Origin of the sequence: Mycobacteroides salmoniphilum (assembly GCF_004924335.1) — a bacterium.
GTDB lineage: Bacteria > Actinomycetota > Actinomycetes > Mycobacteriales > Mycobacteriaceae > Mycobacterium > Mycobacterium salmoniphilum.
Genome location: NZ_CP024633.1, coordinates 3,469,724 through 3,492,932, shown reverse-complemented (window position 1 = coordinate 3,492,932; position 23,209 = coordinate 3,469,724). Strand labels below are relative to the sequence as shown.

The following is a 23,209-nucleotide window of genomic DNA, read 5'->3' as shown; positions in this document are numbered from 1 at the left end:
AGGCGACTAGAGAGGCTTCGTCGGCCGGCGTCGGTGGGTGATGAGTGCGACGGTCGCATCTTCGCTCAACTTGACCACGTGGGTCGAACAGTGCAGCGACTCCCAGCTGTCATCGTGGCAGCGGAACCTGATTACCGCCTCGGTCGCACCGAATACGGCATTGTCGATCATAAAGTTCAGATTCGCTTCGTCGTCCGGGTGAATCTTGGGGCGGCCCAGCGGGTCGAACTCCCAATGCCATTCCGGCGCAGGCGGATCAATCCATTTGATCAGTTTCCGCGAAGCGATCATGACCAGCGCGCGATACGCGCCGGACTCGGCGGTGGCCTCGAGGACCTGCTGTTCAAGCAGTGGAACCGGTGGTGCCGGCCGGCCGACTCGCAGGTTGATGGCGCGTCCCAGACGCTCGGGGACACCCTCGTTGTTGGGCTCCACGACCAGTCGGCTGGCGAAGTGGCACAGCGTGGGATTGCCGACGCTATCCACGCCGGGCCAGGTGGCGCTGTAGGTCATGCCTTCGGTCGCGGTCACGATGAGCCCCAGAACGTCCGTCTCGCCGGGATTCGGCGCCAGGTAGCGGTAGAGCTCGGGCATGCTGATTTCGGCGTGCGGTTCGGTGGCGGCCATTCCCATGGCCAGGGCCGCACCGTCGCTTATGTGCAGGACGCCGGTATCGGCATTGAGGACTACCGCTCCGCCTTCTGCAGGGGGAGGGGCAGGCGGGGGGGTCGATCCCGTCCACAGCCACACTCCGTGTACCCGATCGTCGGGCATGGCGATCGGTCGGATATCGATGACCGAATCCGAATCGGGCGGGCCGATGCTGGCCGGCCTATTTGCCTTTGTTGCCGCGGTGATGATGCGGCGAATCAGTCCAAGATTTCGATTACGTCGTAGAAATGCGCTGAGCGGAACCATGTTCCGCGGCTGATTGCCGGAGGCGATGACAGTTGGCTCGTCGCCGAGTGTTTCCAAGAGAAGCCACTCGCGTGCCACATCCGGATGTTATCAGCGGAGCAACCGTGGCAATCGATCAGCGCCCCGTGGGGAGCATTGCGGCGAGAATTCCGAAAAGGTTGCGCGGAGCAGGTCAGACGCGATATTTTCTGCTGGCTCCCGCGATCGGCGGGCTAAGTACGGTCCCTGTTCCTTCGGGCCGTGCCCGCAGCGTGGATGCGCTATGTCTGGCGGCTGTTCGGCCGCAAACAAGCTCATCATCTTGGTCGCCGCGAGCACCTACCGGTGCAGATACGAGGGGTCGGTAGGTGTGACGGCGACCCTAGAGATCCACGGGCCATGTCACGGCGCTGAACCGGGCGCCCGGCCACCGACCCGGCGGAGCCTGGTCGGTCGACTAGTCTGCCCACGTGGGCATGCCAGCGCTGAGATTGGCGCAAACCTATTTGCCGTTTCTCCGGCCACTCAAGTTCGGCGCTTACAACATGGGCACTCGACTACTTGGGTGGCGCATCGATCCTGAATTCCACCTGCTGGGCAGACTGGGCCCCCTATCGGAGGCAGTCGACATCGGAGGCAACTGGGGTCAGAGCATTTGTGCGCTGCAGCGCACGGCCTCGCCGGAAAGGATCGTGAGTTTCGAGCCCAACGCCGTTCTTGCTCAGCGGCTTAGACGGCGATATGAAAGCAGTACCGTGCGCGTACATGCCTGCGGACTCTCCGACGCGGACGGTACCTTTGATCTGTTCGTTCCTCGATACCGCAACTTCGTCTACGACGGTCTGGCCTCTCTCGACGAGGGTGAGGCGCGCGGTTGGCTCAACTCCGAGACCATGGCGGGATTCGACGAATCAAAACTGACGATCGAACGCCATCCCGTACAGGTGCGCCGACTGGATGATTTCGGCCTGGCCCCTCAGGTGATCAAGATCGACGTACAGGGGATGGAGGCCGCGGTCATTCGTGGCGGGCTCGTCACTATCGCCGCTTCACGCCCGGTGATGATCATCGAGACACCCTCGGACGAAGTGGCGGCCCTGCTGCAGCCGACAGGGCTGCGACCGTACGCCTATCGAGACGGCCGACTCAGCCAAAACTGGCGAGACGCCAAAAACACGGTCTTTCTGACCGATTCACACCGAGACCGCGCGGGGCTGTAGGCCCGAAGCCGGCTACGGCTGCGGGTTCTTCAGGTCGACCATCAGCTGAGCGAACACCCGCTCACGGTGATCGAAGGCCTGGCCCGCGGCCGCGGCGGCGGTGGCCACCACGATCTGCCCGACGATGTTGGGAGACAGTTTGGTGACCGAGTCATCGAGTCTCAGATTGGTCAGCGCGCCGTTGCCGTTGGCTTCCGCCTCCACATGGCCCTGCGCCGAACGTGCCCATCCGCGAAGGTCTTTGAGCTCCTCGACCGCACTGTTCAGCAGATGGCCGCCGGCGCGAGCCTTCGTCATGGTCTCCTGGTACTGCTGTTCGAGCGCCTTGAAGAAGTTGAGGTCTGGCTCCGTCATCAGGATCTCCGTTCCATCTGATCGTCGGATTGGCGCAGTTCGAGGTCGGCGACCTGGGCGGGTGTCGCGAGACCGAGCTTGTCCAGGATGTAATCCGGGATACCGGTTTCGGCAAGCTCTTCGCGGCGGGCCGCTCCGCAGCGCGCGGCACCGAGTTCGCACAGGTTCAAGATCTCCCGTGCCAGTGCCGACGCGCCGCGATTGAGCAGGTCGGGTTCGACCTGAACCTCAAGCGGCAGGCCGAATTCGGACACCTTGACCCGCAGCGTGCGAGCACGATTGGTCATATCGATGCTCGCACGCGGCTCGGGCCGCGGCACTCCTGAACTAGGAGGTTGGTCGGTAGAATCCATGGAATCCCTGCCCGGCGTTGGTGGTACGGATCGGGGAGATCTGTACCGGGTCACCGGCCTCGACCATCATGCCGTTGCCGATCACCATGGCGACGTGGCCATCCCACACCGCCAGATCGCCGGGCATGACCGATCCTTGGTCGATCCGGATACCGACACCCTGCTCCTGAGCGAGCCGGGGGATGTCGACGCCGGACTCTCCATAGGCCCACTGGGTCAGGCCACTGCAGTCCAGGCCGACGCCGGGCTTGGTGCCGCCCCACTCGTAGGGCACACCCACCTGGCTGAGCGCCTTGCGCACGGCCTCTGCCGCGGCGGCGTTCGGAGCCTGGCTGGTGCTGCCGTCGGGGAGGAACAGCTGTGCACCCTTGCCCATGCTGCGCGGGTCAAGCAGCATCTTGGCCGCGTTGGCGTTGGCGCCACCCAATCCACTGCTGGTGCCGCCGGCGGTGGACGACGCATGGCCGGCGCCGGCACCGAACGGGTTGGCCAGTGCACCGGCGGCGATACCGCTCATGTTGGCGCCGCCCAGCGCGCTCCCGGCACCGCTGCCTCCGGCGCCGCCGAGCAAGCCGGTAAGAGCCTGCGGAATCTGGCCGAGGCCCTGACCCATCGAGCTCATGGTCTGGGTGACGCCGCTTGCGACGCCGGACAGCGCCTGAGTCCCGGCCTGGAGGCCACCCTGCATGGCCGACATGGCGGGCTGGACGCTGCCGGATGCGGGTGTCGAGGGATTGCCCATGTCGGCACTCGCCATACCTCCCAGTTCACCGGCCTGCGCGCCTAGCTCTCCTTCAAGCTGTGCCGTGTGCTCCGCGACCCTGGCGGTGGCCCTGCTCGCGGCCTCGGCGAGTTCCGCGGCAGCGGGAGGGAAGAGGGCGATCAGCGGTGTCAGGATCTCGGACGTGTGCTGAAACTCCTGGAGGGCCTCGGTGATCAGGGTGCTGGCCCGCGCGGTCGAATCGGATGCCTGTCCCACATTGGCGCCCATGGCGCCGCTGCGGGTGGCCATGCTGCTCAGCGCCTGGCCGGCCATGCCGGCGAACTGCCCCAGAGCCTGAGCTGCCGCACCGGCGAAGGAACCGATGAGCTGGCTTCCCGCTTGCATGCCCTGTTGCATCACCTGTTGCATGACCTGCATGCCACCCTCCAGCATCTTGCTGGGGTCCTGACCCTCCTTGAACTGGCCGTTACCGACGGTTCCTGCCATGTCCATGGCGTTGCTGATCAGGTTCGCCGAGAAGGGGTTGTTCTCAAAGCTCGGGTAGTTGGTGTTCGTCGCCTCCGCGAGACGCTCGGACGGGATTGGCCGTGTCTCAACCATGGTTACGCCCCGATTCCGTCGACCGTGGCGCTGATGTTTTGGCCGATGTTGTCGTCATCGTCGTCGTAGCCCTTGCTCGCCACGTTGGTGGTCACACCGGACTCGGTGACGCCCATCGCGAGCTGACCGACGTCCATCCCTTGCTTGGCGGAGGTCATGGCGAATGCGCCCAGGTAGTGCGCGCCAATCGGACCGAAGATCGGCGCCAGTGCGGCGACCGGAAAGATGCTGACTGCGGTGCCTACCGCCGCGAGCGTTCCGCCCATCCCCAACTGAGCTCCGCCAACGCCACGCAGAATGTCTGTGTCGGCTGCTAATCCGTCTGCCATGTCCCCTCCATCTTTTCGGTGGTCGGCTACCCGCCTGGTTTCGGGCAGTTTCTGCCTTGTAATTGGATACGACGGGGGTAGTCGCGATTCGGTTCCATCTTTCTGAAACTTTTTTCAAAGATTTTTTGGCAACGTGGCCACCCCGTTGTATTACCTGCTCAGCAGGGCTGGCTCGGCTTTGCTAGGAACGATATCGAGATGCAGGGTCGTACCACGCTGAAAGTGATGCCCATCACATTTTCGCGGCGTTCGAGATCGGCGGGATCGAAGCTTGCTGTTCTAGGGTCTGGAGCATGCATGTGCACGTAGTCGAGCACCCACTTGCCGCGGCCCGGCTGACCACCCTGCGCGACGCAGGCACCGATAATGCGGCTTTCCGTGCCGCGCTGCGGGATCTGACCCTGATGCTCGTCTATGAAGCGACCCGCACGGCACCGGTGGAATCCGCCGCCGTGCGCACACCGGTGGCTGTGACGACCGGTTTCCGTTTGGCCAATCCTCCGTTGCTGGTCCCGGTTCTGCGGGCGGGGCTGGGCATGGTGGACCAGGCACATGCCCTCATCCCTGAGGCGCGGGTCGGATTCGTCGGTATGGCACGCGACGAGGAGACCCTGCAGCCCACCCCGTACCTGGAGTCTCTTCCGGCCGATTTGTCGACGCAGCCGGTGTTCGTCCTGGACCCAATGCTCGCGACCGGCGGGTCGATGGTCCATACGCTGGATCTGTTGCATTCCCGGGGTGCTACCGACGTGACGATGCTGTGCGTGGTCGCGGCACCGCAGGGGGTTGAGGCGGTTCAGCAGGGCGTTGCGCGCTACGGCCCATCAGGGGGAATCACGTCCGCGCGACTTTTCACGGCCGCGATCGACGAGGGTCTCAACGAAGCCGCGTACATCGTTCCCGGCTTGGGCGATGCGGGCGATCGTCAGTTCGGTCCCAGATAATCGGGCCGAACTAAATGTGGCGGGCGTAAGCCTCCAGCTCGGAGACCACCACGCCTGCCCAGATCCGCGCGACGGTCGGATCGGTGATGACGGGCTCGCGGACCTCGATGTAGCACTTGACCTTTGGTTCGGTTCCCGAGGGGCGGATCACCAGCCGGATGGACGACCCCCCGATTTCACCGGCGAGGATCACCGCGTCGGTGCGCTGTTGGCCTCGCCGTTCCAGGAGGTCCTCTGCGGTGATGGGAAACCCGGACAAGGCGGCGGGCAGGTTCGCCCGCAGGCGAGTCATCATTGCGGTGATGTCATCGAGTGAGTCCATGCGCAACGACACCTGCGAGGTCACGTGAATGCCGTGCCTGATCGCCAGATTCTCTAGCTTCTCTTCCACGCTCGTGCCGAGCTCACGCAGATGCGTCACCAGGTCACATGCGAGCACCGCCGCGGAGATGCCGTCCTTGTCGCGCACCGCCGCCGGATCTACGCAATGCCCGATGGCTTCCTCATACGCGTAGACAAGATCGAAATCTGCTGCCCGAACAAGCCATTTGAATCCGGTAAGGGTTTCCACATGCCGGGCGCCCAGTGATGCCGCGATGCGCGCGAGCATACGAGAGGACACCACCGTACTGGCCACCACCGGTGGAGTAGATGAATGTGGCTGCGTGGAGAGTATGTAATCACCGAGTAGCCAACCGGTTTCATCTCCGGACAGCATGCGCCAACCCGTCGTGGTGGGGATTCCGATGGCGCACCTGTCGGCGTCCGGGTCCAGCGCGATGGCCAGATCCGCCTCGACCTCGGCGGCCCGGGTCAGCACCGCATCAGAGACACCCGGTTCCTCGGGATTCGGAAACGCGACCGTAGGAAAGTCCGGATCCGGCTGGAACTGGCTGTCCACCACGTGGATGTCGCTGATACCTGCGGCATTCAACGTCGCCAGGGCGGTAACCCCGCCGACTCCGTGCAGTGCGGTGAGCGCGACGCGGACACCGCCGGATCCTCGGCGCACCGTGGCGGCACGTTGGATGTAGGCATCCACCAAAGTGTCGTCGGCGGGAGTAACGGGGGTGCGCGGAATCTGATCGGCGAAAGGTGCAGCGGCCGTCATCGATTCGATATCACGATCGGTAGGGGAGATGATCTGGGCTCCCCCCGACCAGTACACCTTGTAGCCGTTATCGACGGGAGGGTTGTGCGATGCGGTGATCTGGATGCCCGCTGCCGCATCCACGTGCCGTACCGCGAACGCCAGCACCGGTGTGGGCAGTGGACGGGGGAGGAGCACTACCTTGAACCCCTCGGCGGCAAGAACTTCCGCCGCGCCCTGCGTGAACTTCTCCGATCCGTGCCGCGCATCGCGACCCACCACCACCGTCGAGCCGCCGAGGCACCGATCCTTGAGCACCTTGGCCAGCGCGTAGGTGGTGCGTAGCACTACGGCCAGGTTCATGCCGTTGGGGCCGCCGCGGACGATGCCGCGCAGGCCCGCCGTGCCGAATATCAGTGACTCGGAGAATCGCTGCGCGAGTTCCTCTTCGGAGCAGGCTCGCAGCTCGGCGGCGGTTTCGGGGTCGGGGTCATGGTCGATCCACTCTTGGATCGTGTGCGCTGTCGGCGGGGACTCAGTCATAACCGGCCAATCACCGAACTGAGAAGTTGGCCCATGCGAGTGGCCGACGCGCGCCCGGCGGCCAGCACCTCCTCATGGTTGAGGGACTCTCCGGTCATTCCGGCCGCGAGGTTCGTCACCAGGGACACGCCCAGCACCTCGGCCCCAGCCGCACGTGCCGCGATGGTCTCGTGCACGGTCGACATGCCCACCAGGTCCGCGCCCAGCGTGCGCAGCATGCGGATCTCCGCGGGGGTCTCGTAGTGCGGGCCGGGCAGACCCGCGTACACCCCCTCGGTGAGGCTGTCGTCGATCTCCCGCGCCAGTGCCCGTAATCGCGGCGCGTATGCGTCGACAAGATCGACGAACTGCGCACCCACCAACGGCGAGCGGGCCGTCAGGTTCAGATGGTCGCTGATCAGTACCGGCTGACCTACCGCATAGTCCTCGTGTAGTCCTCCGGCGGCGTTGGTGAGCACGATGGTCCGGGCACCCGCGGCGCAGGCGGTACGCACGGGATGGACGACGTGACGCAGGTCGTGACCCTCGTAGGCGTGGATCCTGCCGAGTAGTACGAGCATCCGGTCACCCGTGTCGCCAATGGGCACCGACAGCACCGAGCCGCCGTGTCCGGCCGCGCTCGGCGGGCTGAATCCGGGGAGGTCGGCCATCGCAATGCTGGTGGCGGGGGTGCCCAGCTCCGCTGCTGCTGGAGCCCAGCCCGATCCGAGAACCACCGCGACGGGGTGGGACGCGACGCCCGTGCGCGCCGCGATTTCCGCGGCCGCGCGAGATGCCGTGTTATCCGGAGCCTCATCGGTGCTGTCGCCTCGTCGCGCGGGACGCTCATCGGTCACAGCTACGGAGCCTAACCATGATGGGATACTGATCTAATGCCCTTGACCACCGGAGCGTCGTCCTCCGCGCATACCCAGACCGTCAGCACGGTCGTGGATGCCGCGGCGACGGATCTGGTGGCGCTGTCGCACGACATTCACGCCGAACCTGAGCTGGCATTCCACGAGGTTCGCAGCGCCCTGAAAACGCAGCGGCTGCTTGCCGAGCGCGGATTTGAGATCGTCACCGGTCAGGGCGGTATGGATACGGCGTTCCGTGCCACTTATGGGGATGGCCCGCTGGTCATCGGTGTTTGCGCCGAGTACGACGCGCTGCCCGGGATCGGCCACGCGTGCGGGCACAACATCATCGCCGCGTCCGCCGTCGGCACCGGCCTGGGGCTGGCTGAGGTCGCCGACGCCCTCGGACTCACCGTGGTGGTTATCGGCACGCCGGCCGAGGAGTACGGGGGCGGTAAGGCACTTCTGCTCAAGGCGGGTGTCTTCGACGACATCGCGGCGGCGGTGATGCTGCACCCCGGGCCGATCGATATCGCGGGCGCGCGCTCCCTCGCGCTGACCGATGTGATGGTCACCTACCACGGCAAGGAATCGCATGCCGCGGTCGCGCCGCACCTCGGCATCAACGCTGCCGACGCGGTCACCGTCGCACAGGTCTCGATCGGCCTGCTGCGTCAGCATCTTTCACCAGGGCAGCTGATCCACGGCATCGTCACCGAGGGTGGGGAGGCGGCCAACATCATCCCTGCTCGCGCCGCGATGCAGTACACGATGCGTGCTGTGGAATCGGCGTCTCTGCGCGAGCTGGAGGAGAAGGTTTACGCATGCTTCGCTGCGGGTGCGATGGCCACGGGATGCAGTCACGAACTGGTCGAATCTTCGCCGCCCTACCTGGAGCTGACGCCGGATCCATGGCTGGTCGAGGTGTTTCGCGAGCAAATGGAGTCCCTCGGCCGCACACCGGTGCCCGCGGAGTTCGAGGCCAACGTGCCCCTGGGTAGCACCGATATGGGCAACGTGACGCAGGTGCTGCCCGGTATTCACCCGGTCATTGGCATCGATTCGGGTGGAGCGGTCATCCACCAGCCCGATTTCGAGAAGGCCGCCAGGGAACCAGGTGCTGATCGGGCAGTGGTCGAAGGCGCGAAGATGTTGGCGCGCACCGTGGTACGACTGGCCGAGAACGAGACCGAGCGCTCCCGAGTGCTTGATCGACTGGCGCGCAGGACGGTGGCGGTATGAGCGAACATGATGGTCTTCGCGCAAGCGACACATCCCTGTCCGCCATCGCGGAGCATTGGCTCGCGGAGAACTCCGAGACGCTGATCCGGTGGCGCCGCCACATCCACGCACATCCTGAGTTGGCGCGCCAGGAGCACGCCACCACCGAATACGTGGCCGCACGGTTGGCCGAAGCCGGGCTCAATCCCAAGGTGCTGCCCGGAGGTACGGGAATCACCTGCGACTTCGGGCCCGAGGATGGCCCGCGGGTGGCGCTGCGCGCGGACATGGATGCGCTCCCGATGCAGGAGCGCACCGGGGCGTCCTACTCCTCGACGGTGCCAAACGTCGCGCACGCCTGCGGGCACGACGCACACACCGCGATCCTGCTGGGCGCGGCCATGGCCCTCAACTCGGCTCCCTCGCTGCCCTCGGGTGTACGCCTCATCTTCCAGCCCGCCGAGGAGGTCATGCCGGGCGGCGCCATCGACGTGGTGGCCACCGGGGCGATGGCCGGGGTGACAAGAATCTTTGCACTGCACTGTGATCCGCGTCTGGAGGTGGGCAAGGTGGCCGTCCGCGCGGGGGCGATCACCTCGGCCGCGGACACTGTCGAAGTCACGCTGCACTCCCCGGGCGGGCACACCTCACGGCCGCATCTGACGGCCGATCTGGTGTATGGGCTCGGTACTGTCATCACCGGATTGCCGGGGATGTTGAGTCGTCGCATCGACCCGCGCGCCGGCACCGTCATGGTGTGGGGGGCCGTCAACGCGGGCCAGGCGGCCAATGCCATTCCACAGATCGGCTCATTGGCCGGCACGGTGCGCACCGGCAGCCGGGATGTCTGGATCACGCTGGAGAACACCGTCCGCGATGTGATTGCGGGGCTATTGGCTCCGCTGCGCATCGATTACACCCTCAACTACCGGCGTGGTGTCCCGCCCGTCATCAATGAGCCCGAGTCCACGCACATCTTCGTGCGGGCGATCGAGGACATCGGGTTGGACGCGCTCGCAGAGACCACCCAGTCCGGTGGCGGCGAGGACTTCTCCTGGTACTTGGAGGAGGTGCCCGGCGCCATGGCAAGGCTGGGCGTGTGGTCGGGATCGGGCCCGCAGCTCGATATCCACCAACCGAACTTCGATATCGACGAGCGGGCGCTTGGCGTGGGTGTGCGGACGCTGGTCAATCTCGTGGAGCAAAGCGCCGCGCAGGGCTCCGTCTAGCTCGTTCCGGGGCCGATGTTGCGTGACGCCCGGGTGCGCAAGCCGTGTACGTAATCCTCTGGTGCACCGGCGATTTCCGCGGCATCGGCCATCACGCCCAGATACCGCGCAGACGGTAGTCCACCCTCGTAGGCGTTGACGACATAGAGCCAGGCCAGCACCGGGTCAATGGTCGTGTCGGAGGATTCCCGGTCGATCCGGCAACGGATCTTGGTGTGGATGCCGAGCTCCGAACCTTCCCAGCGATCGAGGTTCCTCTCGTCGGCCCCGGTCATGTCGTAGAGCACGACGAAGACCCTCGAGTGGGGGTCCTGCACGACGGTGGCCAGGGCTCCCTCCCAGCCGATGTCCTCACCGCCGAAGGTCAGCCGCCAGCCGTGTAGCCAGCCGGTGCCGGCCATGGGCGAGTGCGGCGCCCTCTGCAACATCTGTTCGGGATGCATGTTGGAGCCATAGGCGGCGTAGAGCGGCACGGGGGCAAGCCTAGTGGTCCTGTGGTGGAGATGACGGCAAGGTTGCCCCACGATGGCAAGCCGGGTCGGGTCCGTACTTGTAGGTTTGATGCCGTGGCAACGCGCATCGTGATCATTGGTGGAGGACCCGCGGGATACGAGGCGGCGCTCGTGGCCGCGGCCCATGAGCGAAGCGCCACCGAGGTCACGGTGATCGACTCGGACGGAATCGGTGGCGCGTGCGTGCTCTTCGATTGCGTGCCGTCCAAGACGTTCATCGCGTCCACCGGTGTGCGCACCGACCTGCGGCGCGCGCCCAACCTGGGCTTTGACATCGACGTGGAGCATGCCAAGATCTCGCTTCCGCAGATCCACAACCGCGTCAAGCGCCTTGCCTCCGAGCAATCGGCCGATATCGCCGAGCGGCTGCGCAGTGCCGGGGTACGTCTGATCTCCGGACGTGCCGAGTTGGTCGATCATGTGGTCGGTATGGCATTTCACCGGGTCAAAGCCACTGCCGCGGACGGGACAAGCACCATCCTGGAAGCCGATGTGGTGCTCATTGCCACCGGCGCCAGCCCGCGCGTGCTGTCTCATGCCCGCCCCGACGGCGAACGGATCCTCACGTGGCGCCAGCTCTATGACCTCGAGGAGCTGCCCGAACACCTCATCGTGGTCGGATCGGGTGTGACGGGTGCCGAATTCGTCCACGCGTACACGGAGCTGGGCGTTCAGGTGACCGTGGTCGCCAGCCGGGACCGCGTGCTGCCGCACGAGGACGAGGATGCGGCCCTGGTCCTGGAGGACACGCTGGCCGAACGCGGTGTGACGCTCGTCAAGAACGCCAGAGCCGATTCGGTGACAAGAACCGATACCGGCGTCCGCGTCGCGATGGCCGACGGCCGGATGGTCGACGGCAGCCATGTGCTGATGACGGTGGGCTCGATTCCCAACACCGCGGGCCTGGGCCTGGAACGGGTCGGCATCACGCTCGGTCCCGGCGGCTATCTCACCGTCGACCGGGTGTCGCGCACCTCGGTGGCCGGCATTTATGCCGCGGGCGACTGCACGGGCCTGCTGCCGCTGGCCTCGGTGGCGGCCATGCAGGGCCGCATTGCCATGTATCACGCACTCGGTGACGCGGTGCATCCCATCAAGTTGAAAACCGTTGCCGCCGCCGTGTTCACTCGCCCGGAGATCGCGGCCGTGGGGGTGTCCCAGGCGGCCATCGACAACGGTGAGGTGCCGGCGCGGACGGTCACGCTGCCCCTGCATACGAACCCCCGGGCCAAGATGTCGGGCCTCAAGCGTGGTTTCGTCAAGATCTTCTGTCGCCCGGCCACCGGTGTGGTGATCGGTGGCGTCGTAGTGGCCGCGAATGCCTCCGAGCTGATTTTGCCCATCGCCCTTGCGGTACAGAACCTGCTCTCGGTGAACGATCTGGCGCAGACGCTGTCGGTGTACCCGTCTCTGTCCGGTTCGGTGACGGAGGCGGCGCGCCAGCTGATTGCCCACGATGACCTGGACTGACCTCGGACGACATGCGCTACAGCGGCGTGCATCACAGACGAGAGCGCTACCGGCCGGTAACGTGGCTTTCTGGAAGGACTCCGGGGCCCGGTAGTGGGCGTGGAAGGGAGCAGTCGTGAGTGACGCAACCAGCCCATCGGTATCGGGTGGACCGACCTACACGTTCCTGGGACCGCAGGCCCGTGCGCTGAACTGGGAGCGCCTGGGATCCGAGCAGTTCGATGTCATCGTGATCGGCGGTGGTGTGGTCGGTGCCGGATCTGCTCTCGACGCCGCCACACGCGGGCTGAAGGTCGCATTGGTCGAGGCGCGTGACTTCGCCGCCGGGACGTCGAGCCGCTCCTCGAAGATGTTCCACGGCGGTCTGCGTTACCTGGAACAGCTCGAATTCGGCCTGGTTCAGGAGGCTTTGCGTGAACGGGAGCTGTCGCTCTCGACGTTGGCGCCCCATCTGGTCAAGCCGCTGCCGTTCTTGTTCCCGCTGACCAATCGGTGGTGGGAGCGTCCCTACATTGCCGCCGGCATCTTTTTGTATGACCAGATGGGTGGCGCGAAATCTGTTCCCGCCCAGAAACATCTCACCCGCGCCGGTGCACTGCGGCTGGCGCCGGGACTGAAGCGCAACTCGCTCATCGGCGGTATCCGCTACTACGACACCGTGGTCGACGACGCTCGGCACACCATGAATGTGGCCCGCACGGCGGCGCACTACGGGGCCGTCGTCAGAACATCAACGCAGGTGGTCTCGCTGTTGCGTGAGGGCGATCGCGTCACCGGTGTGGTGGTGCGCGACACCGAGAATGGTGCCGAAACCGAGGTGCGCGGGCATGTCGTCGTCAATGCCACTGGGGTGTGGACCGATGAGATCCAGGCGCTTTCGCGTACCCGCGGCCGCTTCCGGGTAACCGCCTCCAAGGGCGTTCACATCGTGGTGCCACGGGACAGAGTCGTGAGCGAAGTGGCGATCATCCTGCGGACGGAAAAGTCGGTGCTGTTCGTCATCCCGTGGGGCAACCACTGGATCATCGGGACCACCGACACCGAATGGAATCTCGACCTGGCGCACCCGGCAGCCACCAAGGTGGATATCGACTACATCCTGAACAAGGTGAACACGGTGCTGGCAACGCCGTTGACGCACAACGATATCGATGGGGTGTACGCGGGACTGCGCCCCCTGCTGGCCGGTGAGGACGACGACACGTCCAAACTGTCCCGCGAGCACGCCGTCGCGGTGGCGGCCCCGGGTCTGGTGGCCATCGCGGGCGGTAAGTACACGACCTACCGCGTCATGGCCTCTGATGCCATCGATATGGCAAGCGAATTCGTGCCGGCACGGGTGGCGCCCTCAATCACCGAGAAGGTGCCGCTGCTAGGGGCCGATGGGTATTTCGCGCTGATCAACCAGACCGAGCATGTGGGGGAGACCTACGGCCTGCATCCGTATCGGGTGCGGCATCTGCTGGACCGGTACGGTTCGCTGATCGGCGAGGTGCTGGCCTGTGCCGGCTCGGATCACACCCTGCTGCAACCGCTCGCCAAGGCGCCGATGTATTTGAAGGTGGAGGCGCTCTACGCGGTGGTCGCCGAAGGTGCCTTGCACTTGGAGGATATTCTCGCCCGGCGCATGCGTATTGCCATCGAATACCCGCATCGTGGTGTCGACTGCGCCCAGGAGGTCGCCGAGCTGGTGGCTCCGGTGCTCGGATGGTCCGCGGAAGACATTGTGCGCGAGGTAGATACCTATCGTGCGCGGGTTGACGCCGAGGTGCGCTCGCAGCGGCAGCCCGACGATGCGTCGGCGGATGCGTTGCGGGTCGCCGCACCCGAGGCACGCTCGTTCATCGTCGAACCGGTGACCGACGTACTGTCCCCATCCAAGTAAGACCCGGCAGTAGGCCCGGCCGATGAGCCCCAGAAGAAGGGCTCCCGAGCCACCGCTGCCGGTCCGGGACGGCCTGGGGCCGGTCCGAATTCGGATTCGGGCGGATGGCTGTGTTCTTGATGAGTTGGTGTCCCGATTCGGCCCGGCCGCCGCCGAGAAGGTGAGCCGTGGTGAGGTTGTCGACGCCGCAGGTGCGCCCGTCACCGCGGAGACACATCTGCGTGCGGGATCGTCGGTGTACACGTATCGCGACGTGGCCGCGGAGATTCCTGTTCCCTTCGCTATTGACGTATTGCACTGGGACGATGACGTTTTGGTGGTCGACAAGCCACACTTCCTCTCCACGATGCCGCGCGGTGGCCATGTCACCGAGACGGCGCTGGTGCGGTTGCGTAAGACATTGGATCTGCCGGAACTGGCGCCCGCGCACCGCCTCGACCGGCTGACCGCGGGTGTGCTGCTGTTCACGGTGCGCCGCGAGGTCCGGAGCGCGTATCAATCGCTGTTCGCGCACCGCCAGGTCGTCAAGATCTACGAGGCGTTGGCGCCCGTCGACCCGGAGGTCGCCCTGCCGGTCACGCTGCGGAGCAGGATTATCAAGCGGCGCAGCATCCTTCAGGCGAACGAGGAGCCGGGGCCGGTGAACGCCGAGACGCATATCGAGCTGCTCGATCACGATGGTTCGACAGGCAGGTACCGCCTGACTCCGAGCACCGGGCAGACCCATCAGCTGCGGGTGCACATGAACAGCCTGGGAATCCCGATTGTCAACGACTCGCTCTATCCCGAGGTTGTGGCGGTGGCATCGACTGACTTCACCCGGCCGCTGCAACTCGTGGCGCGCTCGCTGGCATTCCGGGACCCGTTCACCGGGACGGAGGTCCGGTACGCATCGACGAGGGCGCTACGGCAGTGACGCCCGTCCTGATCGAGCCGACAGATGCCGCCGGTGGTGAGTAGCTCCGAGAAGTGGTCTTCGACGTGCTTCCACTCCGGGTACCCGATTTCGTTGCCGGGATATTCCTCTAGCCAGTCCCTGAACCGTGCTGCGTGGGTGCGTAGCACCCGATTGCCGGCGAGGGGATTCATGGTCGCGTGGCTTCGAGTTCGGCAATGCGGGCGCGGAGCTTATCGATTTCGGCCGTCAGCTCGGCCTCCCGGGCCTGTGCTCTTTCTTGATAGGCCCTGCCGAGATCGGAAAGGTACTGCTGGTCATAGCGGGGAATGATGCTGCGCGAGCAGTTCCAGTCGAATGCCTCTACCGCGATATCGATCTCGCGGCGTTCGCCGTCATGCACGGTGCCGCGCCCGAACAGCTTGAGGCGCTGCTTGCGTGGGTAGTCGACGAAGAACATCGCCAATCGATCGTCGGCCGCGAGGTTCCCCAGCGTCACGAACTGATTGTTGCCCGGAAGATCGATGAACCGCAGTGTGTTGCCGCCGAGGTTACGGACGAATCCCGCAGGGCCGCTGCGATATTGCAGGTATGGCCATCCTGTCGGGGTGACAGTGCCCAGGCAGAACTGGGTCGCCTCGGCGATCATCCGTAGCTCCCGTGACCCGAGGCCGTCGGGGCCGTCATCGGGGCGTTCCAGATGTGTGCCGTAGGCGACATAGCTGCCGTTGGCCCGCTGCCGCTCGAGCGCGTCCGCGCCGAAGGCGAGGTGGTGGTAGTGGTTGTTGGTCACGGGTACACCGCGATCTCGATGAGGTTTCCGTCCGGGTCGCGGCAGTAGTGCGATGTCATCTCACCCAGTGCCCCGACCTTGGTCACCGGGCCCTGCTCGATGTCCACACCGCATGCGCCGAGGTGCTCGCGAACCTCGGACGGCGAGGAATCGGTGACGAAACACAGGTCATCCGATCCGGCGGCCGCCGCCCGGCCGGTGAACCACTCGTCCTGGGTCGCCGTGACAGGGCGCAGGTTGATCTTCTGGTCGCCGAATATCAGGGCCGTACGGCGCGCGGGGCCGAATGTTTCCCGAGTCATGCCGAGGACGCGCTGATACCAGGCCGCGGTCGTCGCCACGTCGGTGCAGTTGATCACGATGTGGTCGAACCGGGTTACCTTCACGTGCACCGTCTCCTCTTCGCCCAAGGGCTCATCGGTACTTTTTCCTCTTCGCGCAGGCGCTCATCGGCGTACCCGCAATCCTTTCGGCGTCCGCGCGAAACCGGCCTCCAGCAAGGCTGCGATGACGGCCGACTCCCCGATGTCGAAGACCGATCTGCCATCGGCTCTTTCGATCACCAGCCCAGCGAGCCCGCCCTCGCGGACCAATTCCATCGTGCCCAATGCGGCGGCGTGCAGCATCGTGGGGTCGGTCACGAAGCTGAGCAGCGACTTGCCGCCCCTTTCGATGTAGAGAACCAGATGGCCGTCAACGAGCGCCACGAGTGCCCCGGCCTTACGGCCCGGTCGATGACCGGAGTCGGACGCCGCCCGCGGCCACGCCAGCGCCGCACCATATGGATTGGCCGGATCGGTCGCCGCCAGCACCGTGGCCCGGCACGGTGCGCGCTCGTCGTCGACGGCGTCGAGATACTCACGCAGCCTGTCCACGGTCGTGGGAGAGGCGAACTGCGCACCCCCGAGCGATTCGACGAAATAGCCTCGGCGGCAGCGTCCGTTGTCCTCGAACGTCGACAACACCTTGTACAGCCACGCGAATCCGCCCGCGACACCCTCGGCGGCGACGCTGCCCTTGGTCACCACGCCATACCGTCCGAGCAGCAATTCGGCCTGCATGTGCGAGCGCTCGGTACCGTCGGCCAGCCTCTCCGGGAGTAATGACCACCGGCCGGCGACCGCCGGATCGACCGGTGCCGCGGTGGGTATTGGCGTGTAGGCGCGCAGTCGGGGAGCTCGCCGGTTTCGGTGCGCGGTGCGTGATGTCGTGCTGGTGCCCAGGAGCGCTCGTACGGGTGCGAAGGTGTCTCCCGTCACCTGCCCCGCCCAGACCAGATCCCACAACGCCGCCCTGGTCGCACCCTCGCCGAATTGGCGGAAGAAGAATCCGCCACCGGCGGCAAGGCCGTCGAGGATCGCCCGGTGCGCCTCGTCAAGTACAACAGGATCGGTGGCGGCGAGTGTGGCCGGCGCGACCCCACTCGGGTGCAATGCGATCCAGCCATCCTGTGCGGTGATCGAGCCATGCCCGGACCAGACCGCCTCCCCGGAGGCCAGTAGTTCATCGAGCATCTGGGGGGAGTAGTCGCGAACCCGGCGCGCCAGAATCAGTGGCTCCCACGCGGATGCGGGTATCGGTACCCCGGCGAGTTGGTCGATGACGGTGGCCACCCCCTCGACCCCGCGCAGGCTGGAATCGAGGTACTGCCAATCGGGCAGAAACCGTGCGAACGCCGCCGTGCTGACGGGTTCCACCTGTGCGCGCAGTGCCGCGAGGGACCGTCGACGCAGAATCCGCAGGACCTCCGCATCGCACCACTGCTCAGAATCTGTGGCATCGGAGGTGAATTCACCGCGCACCAACTGGCCGCGGGTGGCCATCGCCGCCAGGGCGTCGGCGGCAACGCGGACTCCGATGCCGAAGCGTTCGGCCGCCTGCCCGGTGGTGAATGGGCCGTGTGTGCGTGCGTATCGGCCCAGCAGCTCTCCGAGCGGGTCTGCCGTCGCGTCGGTGAAGGCCGCGGGCACACCCGGCGGTACGGGCACCCCGAGTGCGTCACGCAATCGGGCCACATCTTCGACGGCTGCCCACCAGGCACACTGCCCGTAGTGGGTCTCGACCACGCGGCGGGCCGCGACGAGCTCGTGCAGCCAGTCTGTCCCGGTACCGGTGCAGCGCGCGCTGACCTCGTCGGTGGTGAGGGGACCGAGGAGACGGAACAGGTCGGCAAGGCCCTCGTGGTCACGGGCCTTGCGCTCGTCGGCAAGATGCTGCAGTTGTCTTTCGGTGGTCTCGATGACGGCCGGGTCGAGCAGCTCTCGCAGCTCCACACGGCCCATGAGCTCGGCGAGCAGACCGGTGTCCAGGGAGAGCGCCGCGGCCCGTCGCTCGGCCAGTGGGCGATCCTCGTCGTACATGAATCCGCCGACATAGCTGAACAGTTGAGCGGCCGCGAAGGGGGAGGGCGTGTCGGTCTGCACCTCGACGATCCGGATCCGGCGCTGCTCGATACCGGACATCAACCGCACCAAGGTATCGATGTCGTAAACGTCCTGCAGGCATTCGCGCAGCGCCTCCAGCACCATCGGGAAATCGGAATGCTTGCGTGCGACGTCCAGCAGCTGCGCGGCGCGCTGGCGCTGCTGCCATAGCGGCGATCGGCGGCCGGGAGTTCGGCGGGGCAGCAGCAGGGCGCGCGCCGCGCACTCACGGAACCGCGCCGCGAACAGTGCGGACCCGCCCACCTCTCGCGTCACGATGGCCTCGATTTCCGCGGCATCGAAGACGAAAAGACTTGCTCCGGGCGGGTTGTCGTCGGTATCGGGGAGCCGCACCACGATGCCGTCGTCGGTGGCGGTGGGTGACTCGCTGAGGCCGTAGCGCTGCTGGAGCCGATCGGAGACGGCGAGTGCCAGCGGGCCGTTGACCCGTAGTCCGTACGGTGAATGCAGCACGATGCGCCAGTCGCCGAGCTCGTCACGGAATCTCTCGACGATCAGCGTCGTATCGGTGGGGACGGCGCCCGTCGACTGCAGCTGGTCGGTGAGCAGCGTGCGCAGATTCCCCATTGCAAAGTCATCGAATCCCATAGCAGCACAACGTGTTTCGAATTCTGCATTGCGTGCGGCGGCCAGTTCGCCGGTGAGGTGTCCCAGTGCCATGCCCAGCTCGGCGGGCCGCCCCACGGCGTCGCCGCGCCAGAACGGCAACCTGCCCGGTTGCCCGAAGGCCGGGACCACCACGACCCGCTCATGGGTGATCTCGGTAATGCGCCAGCTGGTGGCACCCAATGAAATCACGTCGCCCGGCCGTGATTCGTACACCATTTCCTCATCGAGTTCCCCCACCCGTGAGGGCTTCTCGCCTTCGGCGCCGCCATACATGTACACCGTGAACAGGCCGCGATCGGGAATGGCGCCACCGGACGTCACCGCCAGCCGCTGCGCTCCGGGCCGTCCGGTGAGCGTTCCTTCGTCTCTGTCGTAGACGACACGCGGACGCAGCTCGGCGAAGTCGGTGGAGGGGTATTTGCCGCTGAGCAGGTCAAGTACCGCGTCAAACGCGCTGCGCGGCAAGGAGCTGAAGGGGGCGCTACGCCTGACGACGTCGAACCAGGTCTCAACGTCCAGCGGATCCAAGGCGCACGCGGCCACCGTGTGTTGGGCCAGGATGTCCAGCGGATTAGCGGGCACGTGCAGGGTCTCGATATCGCCGTCGAGCATGCGCCGCACCGTGACCGCGCAGCCCAACAGATCGGTGCGGTGCTTCGGGAAGAGCACGCCTCTGGAGACCTCGCCCACTTGGTGGCCGGCCCTACCGATGCGTTGCAGTCCACTGGCCACCGACGGCGGCGCCTCCACCTGAACCACCAGATCCACGGCGCCCATGTCGATTCCGAGCTCCAGGCTGCTGGTGGCCACCACGCATCTGAGCCGGCCGGTCTTGAGGTCGTCCTCGATGTTCGCGCGCTGTTCCTTGCTCACCGAGCCGTGATGCGCTCGGGCCAGCAGCGGTGCGGCGCCATAGGTCTGCCCGCTGCCCATGATGTGCGCCGGGGGTCCTCCGGGTACACCGGGATTGGGTGCCGGAGTGAGGTCCACGCCGAGGCGTTCGGCGTGAATCTCGTTGAACCTGGCGGTGAGCCGCTCGGCGAGGCGACGTGAATTGGCAAAGACAATGCTCGAGTGGTGTGCCTCGATGAGGTCGACGATGCGCTGCTCCACATGCGGCCACATCGTGTTTCCGCCCGTCCGGGGCGAATCGGCGCCGGATTCCGGATTCGGATAGGTGTCAGGGGCGCTCATATCCGGAACAGGCACCACCACCGACAGGTCGAAGGTCTTGGGACTGGCGGGAGCGACGATGGCGGCCGGAGCGCGACCGGACAGGAAGCGGGCGACCTCGGCTGCGGGTTTCACCGTCGCAGACAGGCCAATTCGCTGTGCCGGCGTGGAAAGCCTGCTGTCCAGCCGTTCAAGGGAGAGCGCGAGATGTGCGCCGCGTTTGGTTCCGGCCACCGCGTGCACCTCGTCCACGATGACGGTGGTGACCGTTCCCAATGTTTCGCGCGCGGCCGAGGTCAGCATCAGGAACAGCGATTCGGGCGTGGTGATGAGAATGTCCGGGGGAGAGGAGATCAACGCGCGGCGGCGCTGCGCTGGCGTGTCGCCCGAGCGCACCCCGATGGTGATCGAGGGCTCGGGCAGGCCCATCCGCTGTGCGGTCCGAGCGATTCCGGCAAGAGGAGCACGCAGATTTCGCTCGACATCGACGGCGAGTGCCTTGAGTGGCGAGATGTACAGGACCCGGGTTCCCGGAGCCGCACTGCCGGCGACATCCAGGCCCGGAGCCGCACTGCCGGCGACATCCGGCCCGCGCCGATCGGGGTCGGCACTGGCCAGGGTGTCGATGGCCCACAGAAACGCCGCGAGAGTCTTACCGGATCCGGTGGGGGCGACGACGAGGGTGTTGTCGCCGTTAGCGATGGACTGCCAAGCGCCGGACTGGGCCTGCGTGGGAGCCGGGAATGATTCGGCGAACCATTCCCGAGTGGGTGCCGAGAACCGGGCGAGTGGGCCGGACTCGCTGCTCATCAGACCATCGTGCCAACAAGGACCGACAATTAATCGGCGCCCATGAGATCGACGACAGCCTTCGGGATATTCGGCACCCGCCGCACCGCGTCGATCATGGCGTGTGCGGAGGTATCGGCGAGCCAGTCGACATCGAGATCCGGGTTGATCGCTCGTTGGCGAGCCAGTTCCTGGTTGAACGTCAGCCATGCTCGGATGACCACCCGCAGGATGGTGACAAGAGCCGGCGTCAATTCGTCGCCGGCGACATGTTCGACGACAGCCATGATGCGGTCGGTCTGCTTGTCGTATTCCTGTTGCTCGATGGCGGCCACGGTGGGATCGGCCGAATCGATCATGCGGAAGACGGTCACCGGCGCATAGGGATGCTCCTCCTGGTAGTGCAGATACACCAGGAGCGTGCGCCGCAGGCGCTCGAAACCCGTGAGCGTTGGGTCCATGTCCAGCGAGATCGTGGCGTCGTAGAGCCTGTCGTACTCGGCCTGCATCACCGCGGTGTAGAACGAGCGCTTATCGGGAAAGTAGCGGTACAGGAGCGCCCGGGAGACACCCGCCTGCTCAGCTACCTCATCCATGCGGACGTCGTCATAGTGACGTTCGCCAAATAGTTGAGTTCCAAACTCGAGGAGCTCGGCGCGCCGATCTTCGGGGGTGAGCCGACGGCGAGGCGATGAGCCGCTCGGGCGAACTGCATCGGAGTCGTCGGTCATCCAGCAGATTTTACTAGGCAGTAGGTCTTCACTTGGCGCGATCGGTGAGCACTCGTCAGGTTCAGACCGGTTTCGCCAGATCTGCGATTACGAGAGGTACTGGCCGCCTCATTACACTGCTTCGGTGGCTAAGCACATCGACCCCGAGGACATGGCCATCTTTGGGCGTGTTCTGGATCAGGCCGCCGAGCTTGCGCCGGATCATCCCGAGTCGATTGCTGTGCAGCGCGGGGTCGCGAAACTTTTCAAGATTCTCAAGAGACAGCGCCGTCGCCAGGCGCGCCAGGCGGAGCTGGATGCCGACCGCGCGGTAATCGGTGCGACCGCCACGGGATCGGCGGATCGGATCGACGACGAGACGGCCGGGCTGCCGCTGCGTGGTGGTGACGCCCTGGGGACGCTGCGGCGCCCGCAGCATTGCTACATCTGCAAGGTCAGATACACCGAGATCGATGCGTTCCACCATCAACTGTGCCCGGATTGCGCGCCCGCCAACAGGTCCCGGCGCGATCAGCGTACCGACCTGACCGGGCGACGGGCCGTGTTAACCGGTGGTCGCGCCAAGATCGGGATGTACATCGCCTTGATGTTGTTGCGCGACGGGGCCAGTCTCACCATTACCACCCGGTTCCCGCGGGATGCGGCCCGCAGATTCGCCCAGCTGCCTGATGCGGCGGGCTGGCTCGACCGGCTGAGCATCGTCGGCATCGACCTGCGCGACCCGGCGCAGGTGGCGCGTTTCGCCGATGAAGTTGCCGCGCAGGGTCCGTTGGACATCCTGATCAACAATGCCGCCCAGACGGTCCGCCGCAGCCCGGGCTCTTACACGTCCTTGGTTGACGCAGAACAGGCGCCGCTCAGCGGGGCCGCCGCGCGGGTCCCGATCACGGCGATGGGCGATTCCAGTGAGTTGCATCCGCACACCTTGGCGCTCGGGGAGGGATCCGAGGCCGCCGCACACTCGCTGGTGTCGTTGGCCCTGACCGCAGGCTCGGCCACGCCGGACCGGGTCGCCGACGGCACGGCTGTCGATGCCGGTGGGCTGCTACCCGATCTCGTCGATACCAACAGCTGGGTGCAGACGGTCGATCAGATTGACCCGCTGGAACTGCTTGAGGTGCAACTGTGTAACAGCGTCGCGCCCTTCATTCTGTTATCGCGGCTGCGTCCGGCGCTGCGTGCCTCCACCGCCAAGCGCAAGTATGTGGTGAACGTATCTGCGATGGAGGGCAATTTCTCGCGCGGCTATAAGGGGCCGGGGCATCCGCACACGAACATGGCCAAGGCCGCGTTGAACATGCTGACCAGAACCAGTGCGGGCGAACTGTTTTCCGAGGGCATCCTGATGACCGCCGTCGATACCGGCTGGATCACCGATGAGCGTCCGCACAGCAGCAAGGTGCGTTTGGCACAAGAGGGATTCCGGGCGCCGTTGGATCTCGTGGACGGTGCCGCCCGGGTGTATGACCCCATAGTTCAGGGTGAGCGCGGCATCGATCTGTACGGCTGCTTCCTGAAGGACTTCCAGCCGCACCCCTGGTAGCGCGTCCGATTGGCCCGTCCGATTA

The 23,209-nt window shown here is 65.7% G+C and carries 20 protein-coding genes; 8 read left to right on the top strand and 12 right to left on the bottom strand.

Features of this window, described 5'->3' with window-relative positions; all coding sequences use genetic code 11:
• Positions 1 to 6: 6 nt before the first annotated feature.
• Positions 7 to 996 carry a GAF domain-containing protein gene (locus DSM43276_RS17340; protein ID WP_078327665.1) on the bottom strand — a complete coding sequence of 330 codons (990 nt, stop codon included), beginning with the start codon at positions 994 to 996 and terminating at the stop codon, positions 7 to 9.
• A 377-nt stretch (positions 997 to 1,373) separates the two neighbouring features.
• Between DSM43276_RS17340 and DSM43276_RS17335 the strand changes: the two genes are divergently transcribed.
• Positions 1,374 to 2,117, top strand: a complete 744-nt coding sequence (locus tag DSM43276_RS17335) for an FkbM family methyltransferase (RefSeq protein WP_078327664.1) — start codon at positions 1,374 to 1,376, stop codon at positions 2,115 to 2,117.
• 12 nt (positions 2,118 to 2,129) lie between these two features.
• Here the strand turns inward: DSM43276_RS17335 and DSM43276_RS17330 are convergent, their stop codons facing one another.
• The 4 genes from DSM43276_RS17330 to DSM43276_RS17315 are packed head-to-tail and all read right to left on the bottom strand — an operon-like array spanning position 2,130 to position 4,477.
• On the bottom strand, positions 2,130 to 2,471 hold the full coding sequence (locus DSM43276_RS17330; protein WP_078327663.1) for a YbaB/EbfC family nucleoid-associated protein: 342 nt from the start codon (positions 2,469 to 2,471) through the stop codon (positions 2,130 to 2,132).
• Complete coding sequence (locus DSM43276_RS17325) at positions 2,471 to 2,791, bottom strand: hypothetical protein (RefSeq protein WP_078323688.1); 321 nt, start codon at positions 2,789 to 2,791, stop codon at positions 2,471 to 2,473. Before DSM43276_RS17325 ends, DSM43276_RS17330 begins: the two co-directional genes overlap by 1 nt.
• 7 nt (positions 2,792 to 2,798) lie before the next feature.
• Positions 2,799 to 4,148 carry a C40 family peptidase gene (locus tag DSM43276_RS17320; RefSeq protein ID WP_078327662.1) on the bottom strand — a complete coding sequence of 450 codons (1,350 nt, stop codon included), beginning with the start codon at positions 4,146 to 4,148 and terminating at the stop codon, positions 2,799 to 2,801.
• Between the two features lie 2 nt (positions 4,149 to 4,150).
• Complete coding sequence (locus DSM43276_RS17315) at positions 4,151 to 4,477, bottom strand: hypothetical protein (protein ID WP_078327661.1); 327 nt, start codon at positions 4,475 to 4,477, stop codon at positions 4,151 to 4,153.
• A 293-nt stretch (positions 4,478 to 4,770) separates the two neighbouring features.
• Between DSM43276_RS17315 and upp the strand changes: the two genes are divergently transcribed.
• Entirely contained in the window at positions 4,771 to 5,421 is a 651-nt protein-coding gene (gene upp, locus DSM43276_RS17310) for a uracil phosphoribosyltransferase (protein WP_078323691.1), read from the top strand.
• 10 nt (positions 5,422 to 5,431) lie between these two features.
• Here upp and DSM43276_RS17305 read toward each other — a convergent pair whose 3' ends face one another.
• Both DSM43276_RS17305 and DSM43276_RS17300 read right to left on the bottom strand, forming a co-directional pair.
• Positions 5,432 to 7,054: a phospho-sugar mutase gene (locus DSM43276_RS17305; protein WP_078327660.1), complete on the bottom strand. Its 1,623-nt coding sequence runs from the start codon at positions 7,052 to 7,054 to the stop codon at positions 5,432 to 5,434.
• Complete coding sequence (locus DSM43276_RS17300; protein ID WP_078327659.1) at positions 7,051 to 7,890, bottom strand: purine-nucleoside phosphorylase; 840 nt, start codon at positions 7,888 to 7,890, stop codon at positions 7,051 to 7,053. The genes DSM43276_RS17305 and DSM43276_RS17300 overlap by 4 nt, the downstream gene beginning before the upstream one ends.
• 36 nt (positions 7,891 to 7,926) lie before the next feature.
• On the opposite strand from DSM43276_RS17300, the gene DSM43276_RS17295 reads away from it, so the two are divergent.
• Both DSM43276_RS17295 and DSM43276_RS17290 read left to right on the top strand, forming a co-directional pair.
• The gene (locus tag DSM43276_RS17295) at positions 7,927 to 9,132 is read left to right on the top strand and encodes a M20 family metallopeptidase (RefSeq protein WP_078327658.1); all 1,206 of its coding nucleotides are present in this window, start codon (positions 7,927 to 7,929) and stop codon (positions 9,130 to 9,132) included.
• On the top strand, positions 9,129 to 10,340 hold the full coding sequence (locus DSM43276_RS17290; RefSeq protein ID WP_078327657.1) for a M20 family metallopeptidase: 1,212 nt from the start codon (positions 9,129 to 9,131) through the stop codon (positions 10,338 to 10,340). The genes DSM43276_RS17295 and DSM43276_RS17290 overlap by 4 nt, the downstream gene beginning before the upstream one ends.
• Here the strand turns inward: DSM43276_RS17290 and DSM43276_RS17285 are convergent.
• The gene (locus DSM43276_RS17285) at positions 10,337 to 10,813 is read right to left on the bottom strand and encodes a gamma-glutamylcyclotransferase family protein (RefSeq protein ID WP_078323696.1); all 477 of its coding nucleotides are present in this window, start codon (positions 10,811 to 10,813) and stop codon (positions 10,337 to 10,339) included. The two genes, DSM43276_RS17290 and DSM43276_RS17285, sit on opposite strands and share 4 nt — an antisense overlap.
• Before the next feature lie 93 nt (positions 10,814 to 10,906).
• Between DSM43276_RS17285 and DSM43276_RS17280 the strand changes: the two genes are divergently transcribed.
• From DSM43276_RS17280 to DSM43276_RS17270, 3 genes are all read left to right on the top strand, one after another.
• Positions 10,907 to 12,322: an NAD(P)H-quinone dehydrogenase gene (locus DSM43276_RS17280; RefSeq protein ID WP_078327656.1), complete on the top strand. Its 1,416-nt coding sequence runs from the start codon at positions 10,907 to 10,909 to the stop codon at positions 12,320 to 12,322.
• A gap of 115 nt (positions 12,323 to 12,437) precedes the next feature.
• Complete coding sequence (locus tag DSM43276_RS17275) at positions 12,438 to 14,207, top strand: glycerol-3-phosphate dehydrogenase/oxidase (protein WP_078327655.1); 1,770 nt, start codon at positions 12,438 to 12,440, stop codon at positions 14,205 to 14,207.
• 22 nt (positions 14,208 to 14,229) lie between these two features.
• Entirely contained in the window at positions 14,230 to 15,123 is an 894-nt protein-coding gene (locus DSM43276_RS17270) for a pseudouridine synthase (protein ID WP_078327654.1), read from the top strand.
• Positions 15,124 to 15,292: 169 nt separating this feature from the next.
• Here DSM43276_RS17270 and DSM43276_RS17265 read toward each other — a convergent pair whose 3' ends face one another.
• The 4 genes from DSM43276_RS17265 to DSM43276_RS17250 are packed head-to-tail and all read right to left on the bottom strand — an operon-like array spanning position 15,293 to position 21,641.
• The gene (locus tag DSM43276_RS17265) at positions 15,293 to 15,895 is read right to left on the bottom strand and encodes a pyridoxamine 5'-phosphate oxidase family protein (RefSeq protein WP_078327653.1); all 603 of its coding nucleotides are present in this window, start codon (positions 15,893 to 15,895) and stop codon (positions 15,293 to 15,295) included.
• Positions 15,892 to 16,305: a VOC family protein gene (locus DSM43276_RS17260; protein ID WP_109555838.1), complete on the bottom strand. Its 414-nt coding sequence runs from the start codon at positions 16,303 to 16,305 to the stop codon at positions 15,892 to 15,894. The genes DSM43276_RS17265 and DSM43276_RS17260 overlap by 4 nt, the downstream gene beginning before the upstream one ends.
• Before the next feature lie 36 nt (positions 16,306 to 16,341).
• Positions 16,342 to 20,931: an ATP-dependent helicase gene (locus DSM43276_RS17255; protein ID WP_078327652.1), complete on the bottom strand. Its 4,590-nt coding sequence runs from the start codon at positions 20,929 to 20,931 to the stop codon at positions 16,342 to 16,344.
• Between the two features lie 29 nt (positions 20,932 to 20,960).
• Positions 20,961 to 21,641, bottom strand: a complete 681-nt coding sequence (locus DSM43276_RS17250) for a TetR/AcrR family transcriptional regulator (protein WP_078288269.1) — start codon at positions 21,639 to 21,641, stop codon at positions 20,961 to 20,963.
• A 151-nt stretch (positions 21,642 to 21,792) separates the two neighbouring features.
• On the opposite strand from DSM43276_RS17250, the gene DSM43276_RS17245 reads away from it, so the two are divergent.
• On the top strand, positions 21,793 to 23,184 hold the full coding sequence (locus tag DSM43276_RS17245; RefSeq protein WP_078327651.1) for an SDR family NAD(P)-dependent oxidoreductase: 1,392 nt from the start codon (positions 21,793 to 21,795) through the stop codon (positions 23,182 to 23,184).
• Positions 23,185 to 23,209 lie beyond the last annotated feature (25 nt).